This is a genomic window from Pseudomonas marincola (genome assembly GCF_900116605.1).
In the GTDB taxonomy this organism is placed as follows: Bacteria; Pseudomonadota; Gammaproteobacteria; order Pseudomonadales; family Pseudomonadaceae; genus Aquipseudomonas; species Aquipseudomonas marincola.
In genome coordinates this window covers 111,544-120,259 of sequence record NZ_FPBC01000014.1, presented here as the reverse complement: position 1 = coordinate 120,259, position 8,716 = coordinate 111,544, and the positions used below count along the sequence as shown (strand labels likewise).

Below are 8,716 nucleotides of genomic sequence, written 5' to 3'. Positions count from 1 at the left end.
CTACCGATCGACAACAACCGCGCCGAGAACGCCATCCGACCGTTCGTCATCGGCCGCAAGAATTGGCTGTTCAGCGACACGCCCAAGGGTGCCACGGCCAGCGCGCAGATCTACAGCCTGATCGAAACCGCGAAAGCCAACGGGCAGGAGCCCTACGCCTGGCTGCGCCACATCCTTGAACGCCTGCCTGCGGCACAGAGCGTCGAAGACTACGAAGCGCTGCTGCCGTGGAACTGCTCGCCAGCTTCTGCCTCTGCTTCCTGAAAACAAACCCGTCCGCCAGGACGGGGTTTATGGAGCGCTTACGCTTTTCAAGAGTGAGGGTGGTGCTTCGTCGCGGCTCGAGCTGGCTGTTTTGATGGAGCAGTAGCATCGCAACCTTGACTCGAGCGGTTTTTGTTGGATCAGTGAATCGAAACTGCTTATGCCAGCTGGAGATAGCTGCTAGATCCACATCTATGGTCTTGGGCGATACAGTCATCGTTCTTCTTTTTATGTAATCTAATACTGCATCTTCGTCTGCTGGTAGTAACCCATCAAACTTGAATCTGAAGTCATTGATGATGCGTTCATATTGCGCCTTGGTAGTATCGCTCTTGCTTGGGCGAGTCGCTTGCTCTTGTATGACTGATGAGTCTTGGCTGCGAATACTGCTTACTAGTTCGGAGCGTGCAGTCCCCTGCTGCGTGAACAAGTGGTCTCTTGAGCGGTTTTTGTGGGCGTCCATTTTATACCTCATGCTTAGAGGGGTCGTGTGGAGTGGCGATAGGGATCAGGTCTTCATGCCTTACCTATGTAGTGATATTAGTCCTCGCAACGATTGATTCAACTGTCGTTTTTGTGTTTCGCTGAAACTCACTTAAATACTATTAGCACGGATCTTGCTGTCAAACCCAATGTCCGATTGGGTCTTAAACGAGTCGTCTTGCTATCTGTCCTTCGCAAATACTTCGGATTTCGGATTAATCTCGTCGGAGGTTTTTGCAGCGACTGTTTCTGCATTCTTTTTCGAGTCTAGCAATAGGCTTGCTTTGCTATCGATTAACATTCCTGCCTGAAAATAGCCCATCACCGTGCATACACTCTTGTGTTCGGTCATAGCCATCACGTCTTTTAAAGGAACGCCCTGACGCCCGGCTTCTGACACAAAGCCTGAGCGCAGGCTATGCGCCGCCCAGTCCCCCTTTAGCCCAGCTAGCTTTGCCCGACGCTGAACAATGCGCGCCACTTGGTCAGGGGAGAGTCCGTCTGTGCTTATCTTTCCACCTTTGTACATCCGGCGAAAAAGTGGTCCGGGGGTTCCTGGCGCCACATCTAGCCAAGCGCTGAGTGCTTGTGCAGCCGGACCGCGCAAAGGTTTTTCCCGGCGATTGCCTCCGGTATTGGTTTTGGTGGTGCCCAAGTTGTATAGCCACGTTTCATCATCCAGTTTGCGTACGTCCTCAACCTTGAGGCCGACTACTTCAGAGCGGCGCCGGCCACCGCCACTCCAGGCGAGCAGGAGCAAGGCTCGATCGCGTATGCCGCGGACTCCATCAGTGCAAGTTGCGAGTATCGCTTGAAGCGGCTCTTTTACCATTGCGGTCTTCTTGCGAACAGCCACGCCGTGGCGCGACTGTGCCTTACGAGCTTCCCGTAAAAGTGTCTTGATGGCTAGGGCATTCGTCGGGCTGTCCCAGTGATTGAGTTGATGCCATTTGCCCAGCACTGCGATTCGATGGCTGACGGTATTGAGCGATAGGGGCCCTAATCTTGACTTGGTTCCTGCGGCTACCAGCGCCGTATCGATTGACGCAGGTAGAAGGTGCGCCCACTGGCCATCCACTACGGGGCGTGCCAAGTGATCGACAGCGAACTGCAAGACCACGGTGACTGGTATGGGCCCATTGCCCAATGTAAGTCGATAGCGAAGCTGGAGCCAGGCCGACCAGTAGGTGAGGGCGCTTCGATAGCTGCGCACAGTGTTCGCAGCGGTACCTGCCTGTATAAATGCGGCGACGGCTTCTTGGGCATTTCTGGCCAAGAAATGCACGTCGAGCGGCCTTTCATCGGTAGATGGTGATATTAGCGTATATTCTGATACGTTCAACGTATTATATTTCCAGTATTCAACAGTTAAGGTCGGATAACATTTAATTATCATACCTAATCTGAGAGGGTTGAAGCGATGGCAGTTGGGGTCCCCGAAGCTGATGTATTTGCAGCGGCAGATGCCGTTTTAGCGCGAGGCGAGCGTCCGACGGTGGAGCGTGTGCGTTTAGAGTTGGGACGAGGTAGCCCAGCACGCGTCGGCGGCTTATTGGATCAATGGTGGTCGCGCTTGGCGGAGCGTTTGAATGGTGATAAGCGCTTGCCACAGCTTCCTCCTGAGGTGGCTCAAGCTTTCGTGGCTATCTGGCAGCAGTCGGTTACAACCGCCCAAGTCGCCGCGGATCAGTCCTTAGACCACCAAAGGCACGTGCTGGCTATAGAGCGTTCGCGTGTTGCGGAGATAGAGGAGATTGCGCGCCTAGAATGTGCCCGCCATCGACAGCACACACAGGACGCTCAAGCATTGCAACAGGCGGCCGAAAGTCGGTTGGTCGACCTAGAGCGTCTGCTTGAACAGCAGCGACTACAAATTGACGATACAGCTCAGCAGCGCGAGTCCCTCAAGGTTGAGCGAGACGTAGTGCAGGAACAATTTAACGCGCTGCATCTACAATTCAGAACTCTACAGGATGATTTCGAGCAAGAGCGTAAAGCTCAGGCTAAATATGTGCGGGGGCTGGAGGATCGCGCTCATGCCGAAATCGATCGTGCAAGGGAGGAAACCAAAGCAGCTAATTTGCAGATAAAAAGAGCTAGCAAGATAGCGGACGAACTTAAACAGAAACTACAGCACGCTACCGCTCAGCTTTCAGAAGCGCAGCGCCAATTGTCAGTTAGTAACACCATTGCAGAAAACGCTTCTACTGAAATACAACACCTGCATACCGAACTGGACAGTGCGAGAGCAGACCATGATTTAACAAAGCAACAGGTAACCGCCTCGCAGGCGAGGGCAGATACCTTAGCGGAGCAGTTGCATCGCTTAAACCAAGTAGCACGCATAAAACTCCCTAAAAGTGCAGTAAAGAGAACTTCGAAGGCAAATGAACTTGACGTAGGGTAATTGCATGGAGTAGCCCATCCATTTGCATTCGGCCTGACTAATCATTTCCATCGGATTTGACCACAATGTTGCGCTGTTAAGACCGGCAGAGAACGGCCGGAAGCGGCCATAAAATTTTCGCTCTCAAATGTGGCCAACCCCACCACTTGTCCCTCAGAAGGGGAGGTGGGGTAACTCCATTGCAAAGAATAATCTTTCACCAGTTTCGAAAAGGAATCGAAGTTTTCCGCACTTCGATTGGTGTCGAGTAATCCCTCTGTAGTGGTCTAATGAAACCGGACACTCATTTAGGCGAGAATACTCGTCAGAACGAGGTGTCATATGACCAAGCAACGCCTTACCTTTTCCCCTGAATTCAAACGCGAGGCTGCTGATCTCGTGCTCAAGCAAAACTACAGCTTCATCGAGGCCAGTCGCTCACTGGGTATTGGTGAGACAGCTCTGCGCCGTTGGGTCGATCAGCTTCAGCAGGAACGCACTGGCATCACTCCGAAGAGCAAAGTACTGACGCCTGAGCAGCAAAAAAACCAGGAACTGGAAGCCCGTATCAACCGGCTAGAGCGGGAAAAATCTATTCTAAAAAAGGCAACCGTGCTCTTGATGGCCGAGGAGTACGAGCGCTCGCGTTAATCGATCAACTGCGTTCTAACGAGTCTGTTGATCTGTTGTGCTCGGTATTTGAAGTCACCCGGTCTTGCTATTACGCACACTGTCGCAAGCCGCGGACTACGGACGTTAAACGACTTGTTCTGCGCAGCCGTGTAAACGAGTTGTTTACCCAGAGCCGCAGCGCAGCTGGCAGCTGGCAGCTGGCAGCTGCCAGCCGGAGCATCATGTTCATGATGCGAGAGGACGGCATAAATGTTGGGCGATTCAAGGTACGTAAGCTGATGAGCGAGTTGAACTTAATTAGTAAGCAGCCTGGCTCTCATGTCTATAAAAAGGCAACCGTGGAGCGCCCTGGTATTCCCAATGTGCTTGATCGGGAGTTCACTGTGTCAGCGCCGAATGAAATCTGGTGTGGTGATATCACCTATGTTTGGGCTCAGGGCCGTTGGCACTACGTGGCAGCTGTGATCGACCTCTTCACCCGCCGCGTGGTGGGTTGGGCGTTTTCATCGAAGCCCGATGCTGATCTCGTAGTTAAGGCATTGGACATGGCCTATGAGCAACGTGGCCGACCTCAAAACGTACTATTTCACAGCGACCAAGGAAGCCAATACGGCAGCCGCTGCTTCCGCTAAAAACTGTGGCGCTATCGCTTTAAGCAGAGCATGAGTCGGCGTGGAAACTGTCATGACAATGCGCCGATGGAGCGGTTATTTCGTAGCCTGAAAACAGAATGGATACCGACCGTTGGCTACATGAGCGCTTCGCTGGCACAGCAAGATATAGGACGCTTTTTGATGCAGCGCTATAACTGGCAAAGGCCGCATCAATTCAACAGCGGGCTGGCGCCCGCTGTTGCTGAAGAAAAACTTAAAACCGTGTCCGGGATTAGTTGACCACTACACAACAGACTAGGAGCAGCCAAAGGCGCCCTAAGATCAAACTACGGTTTCCACGCAAAGTTCGCCGCTTCCATCCGAGATCATTGGTTCGAAGATTTAAAGCCTTACTTACGCTTCCGATTCACCTCAATCACTCCCTTACTAGCGTCGTAGCTACTCACAGTCTTTTCCCGCTGAAGACGCTTAAGGAGTTCGCGGTCAGCAAGCGTATCCGGTACGTGCAGCTTACTGCGACCTACTTCAGTTAGCTTAGGGTAATCGCTGCCAAGAAATTGCAGGATAGTGAAGAGCTGGTCACGACTAATCACATCTAGATGTGGCATTAATAACAGAATGATCTGCTCCGCTGAGACATTTTCTTGTGCCATCTTCTGTACAACATCAGGAGAGAGTTCGCTCTCAGACTGTATAGCAAATCGCGCCAATTCGTGCAGCCCTCGAGAATCGGCAACTTCCGCATAACTTGCGGCTTGCTCGATAACTATATTCTTGACTGCCGAAACAATTTCACCGCTCTCTAGAAGCTCCGCCAAGTCTTCCCTAAGCAACGCTGGGGTCATGTAGCTCGAAAACTTCCGTGACTCTCGAATAAACGCTTTGCGCGTCGGCCAGTCTGTGCCGGCTAGGTGCCCATAAGACACTGCGTCATCGGCAATTAGGCTGTACTTGACCAATAGCGCGAAGAGATCGCCAGCTTCTGCGGTGATTTTATCAACAGAGAGATAGTCTTCCAGACCTAAGCTGTGGACTAGCTCCGCCCGTAGTGCCGCGGATGGGAGGTGATCCGCTGTCGCCAAGATGGCGAACGCCAACACTGCTTTAGACTTCTCCTCAGCGGTGTTAGCGTCAGCAATCTTTGTCGTGGCCGTCAGGACTTTCGCCAGATGCACATCGACCCACCCGAGAGCCTCAACATAGTTACTAACGTTGCTGAACGTTGCAGGGAAACGCCTATGCTCGGCCAGGGCTGGCCAGGCGCCCGTAGACACCTTTATGAGATCTGTAACCTCACAATCTGAAGCCGCACGCTCGATCACATCACTAAGACGAGGTGCTTCTTGCGAGAGAACCTCTTCGATCACCGCGAGGAAGTGCTCGTTCGCATCTATAGACGCGGAAGTGCCATCAATAGCATCCAAGTAGTTGCTCAAATGCCTGAGCACGTAGTCATACACCGCCTTGCTCCCCGAACGGATGACGTCGAGCGCCACGGTTGTCGTATTGTCGATGGCGATCGTGAGATTCTGGTACGTGATCTGATACAAATTAAGATACACCAACGAAATACGAACCGGACGGCCCAGTGGTTCCAGACGAGGAACGCTAATTCCGGCATCCTCGAAGAGCACACCGATACGTTCGGCCTGGGACGATGCAGTCGCATCAGACGTTAGCGCCGTAAACTCAACGTAGTGCGCCGACAGGTAGGTCGACACCGAAGAATCTATCCGCTGCGTTAAAGGCGTCAGGTGGGTTAGAGCCCCATCCACTAGCTCTAGCCGTAAGGCGTCGTCCAAGTCCGCCTGGCTCACAAGATATGTGAGCACTCGTGTGGACGCGACCGTAAACCGTTCGATAAGCCTGAGGCGCTCGCTCCCAGCGGTCAGGTACGCCTGCAGAAAGCTCGCCTGACGCTCCCCGAGACCAGCCAGGGAGCGGATCATGATATCAGCCGTTTCGATGTCGGTAGCGAGAAGATGGTCGAGGATAGCGATGTTGTAAAGAGCAGGCTCCGTCAGCGCGCTCTTCCCTCGCTCGCGGACAACTGCATCCACGTCCTCCGGAACAAGCTCGAAGTGCTCGTCCATCCGGTCTCGCTCGACGTGGTGGATGATGAAGTTCGTGGCAGCGGAACCCACGCGCCCCCCGTGAAAGGTTGACGTGTAGAGCGTGAAGTTGCGATTGATATATCTGGCACGTACCATATGATAGGCCGCACCCGGCGTTAGGATGATCTTCGCGATTGCGTCGAAGGACTGCTTGCTATCCTTAAACTGGACGAGGAATTCCGGTCTTTTGATGAGATCACCAAGATCAGCACTCCGCAGGAACTTGATATCCTCTTTGTTCTCATCGATTTGCTCAGTGAGTGCTTCACGCTCCGCTTCATTCCAGCTCTCGGCGTCCAACGGATCACCGAGCGCAGCTGCCAGGCTGTCACGACTGAACGTCAGCGTCTGGTTGTAGTTGTTGTTACGCCATTGAAGTACCGAGTCTCCGTCTTGCGAGACAAAGTTTGTCCAGAACTGCGCTCCCTTCAGGTCATCTGGAGGCACCTGTACACCCGCGAGCAAGTAATTTGCATTCTGGGGACGGAAGTTCGCAGATTTAATTGTCCGCTGCACGTGCGCCAAAAGAAGCTCACCCAGTTGAGTACTTCGGGTGGCAGCACCGTTGATACGTGTGATCTGCTGGCGAAGTAAGCGAAGTTCGACCTCGATTCGCTTGATGTTCTCCGTCACCAGTTCACGGCTGAGCTTGTACAGTATGTCCAGCTTGCTTTGGCCGAGCCGGATAGTCTCGAAATCTGCAAGGTGTGTGCTCTTGTAGAGCATCATCGCGAATAGATCAGTCTCACTCAGCTTGAGCTGCTTGCCATCCCCGGAGAAGATTCGGTCGCGGAAGACGATGAACTCGTTACGCACGTTCTTGAGCAACCGCATATCCGGAACGTACTGCGCGGCTAAGTCAAGTAGCTCCGGAGCTACTTGGTGCTTGACTTGATCAAGTAGCTGTAACGCCAAGTTACGAGCGCTCCGGTGCGTGATAAAGGGAACCACCGGAATGACGAGATCGAAAAATTTCGTTCGGTTGGCGCGCATAGCCTCGACCTGTGCCGGATCGTCCGTCGCGAGCACTTCTGCACTACGCTTATGGCCTTCTAACTCTAGGCCGATGCGGTCGAAGATGCTGTCTTTGATGGCATAGATGAACCGGATCGGTTTCTTTATCTGGGGCGAAGCGTTTAGCAACGTATTCAGCGCACGAAGCGTCTCGAAGATATGAGAATCATTGAACCGGTCGATGTCCTCAAAGAGAACAACATCGCGGTCAGAGACCTCAAAGAAGTAGACGATCTCGTCAAGGTATTGGTCAAAGTACGAAACGGAGCTTTCGTTGAGCGTGACGGTCGCAGCCCCTGCGGAGAACTGATGGATATGCAATTTCCCATAGAACATCCAGCTCACCAGCAGGGTAATAAGCGCCGCAGCGCTCCAAATTAGAAGGTGAGCCCAAACAGCGATATCCAAATATGGCATGAACACAGAAGCAATCTTTGCTGTCCATCCAGTCAGCAGGAAAATTACAGCAATAACAAACCCCAGCAGTACCGACGTTCCGAGCGCCCGCCACCATCGGAATCGCTCAATACGCCGAAACCGTGAGCTAGGGGTTCTGCTTGGATATTCGCGATAGAGTAGCTGCTTGACAATCTCTTGCTGGATACGGTTAGTCGGGGTTTTGGCCTGGGTAGGCAATGAATCATCAAGCTGGAAAGCTTCGATAGGCGCAAGCGTCGAGAGTGATAACTCCACGATACGACTATCCTGTCGCCGAGCGACCTCTTGCATGATACTGCTCTTACCGACCCCGTAGCTGCCGGATAACGCAATGTTGCGGACTTGATCGTTCGCGAGGGCAGCTTCAATGGCGGCGACATAGCCGTCATGCTCTTCTGCTAGGTACTCAGGGGTAAGCGAGACCAGCTCCCACGATTCTTTGGCAGGCCCCTTCTCAGAACGAAAGATGTCCAGAACACGATTACTGATGTCGCGCAAAAAAATACAGACCACATGTCCTCCTGACGAAACATCCTGATTTGTAGTAATACTACAAATTTTGCCAAAAAGCCGAACAAATCCACCGGCTCTGATATGCAAGCGCTAATGCTAATCCTTCTTCCCTTGCATGCAGGACCTCGTTGTAGCATTCCAGACGGATGCCAAAGTCCGCTACTGGCCAGTCTCTGTCGGTCATAGCCACGCAGGGCGTTGGTCAAATCCTAAGCAAATGATTGGTTAGCTCGAATGCAAATGGGTGTGCAAGCCCA

General features: G+C 52.8%; 4 protein-coding genes and 1 pseudogene. 3 read left to right on the top strand and 2 right to left on the bottom strand.

All coding sequences use genetic code 11. From position 1 onward, the window contains the following. The coding region (locus BM395_RS19175; protein WP_141124113.1) for a transposase domain-containing protein at positions 1–264 on the top strand (264 nt) is incomplete at its 5' end. Between the two features lie 664 nt (positions 265–928). Here the strand turns inward: BM395_RS19175 and BM395_RS19170 are convergent. Continuing rightward, positions 929–2,089, bottom strand: coding sequence for a site-specific integrase (locus tag BM395_RS19170; protein WP_244529014.1), 1,161 nt, complete (start codon positions 2,087–2,089; stop codon positions 929–931). A 78-nt stretch (positions 2,090–2,167) separates the two neighbouring features. On the opposite strand from BM395_RS19170, the gene BM395_RS19165 reads away from it, so the two are divergent. Then, complete coding sequence (locus BM395_RS19165; RefSeq protein ID WP_090514939.1) at positions 2,168–3,154, top strand: DNA-binding protein; 987 nt, start codon at positions 2,168–2,170, stop codon at positions 3,152–3,154. A 321-nt stretch (positions 3,155–3,475) separates the two neighbouring features. Continuing rightward, positions 3,476–4,659: pseudogene (locus BM395_RS19160) on the top strand (IS3 family transposase). A gap of 110 nt (positions 4,660–4,769) precedes the next feature. Here the strand turns inward: BM395_RS19160 and BM395_RS19155 are convergent. Further along, complete coding sequence (locus BM395_RS19155) at positions 4,770–8,459, bottom strand: YobI family P-loop NTPase (RefSeq protein WP_090514937.1); 3,690 nt, start codon at positions 8,457–8,459, stop codon at positions 4,770–4,772. Positions 8,460–8,716: the final 257 nt, after the last annotated feature.

Excerpts from the sequence above, each read along its gene's own strand:
- BM395_RS19165 (WP_090514939.1), top strand. The coding sequence starts at position 2,168 with ATGGCAGTTGGGGTCCCCGAAGCTGATGTATTTGCAGCGGCAGATGCC.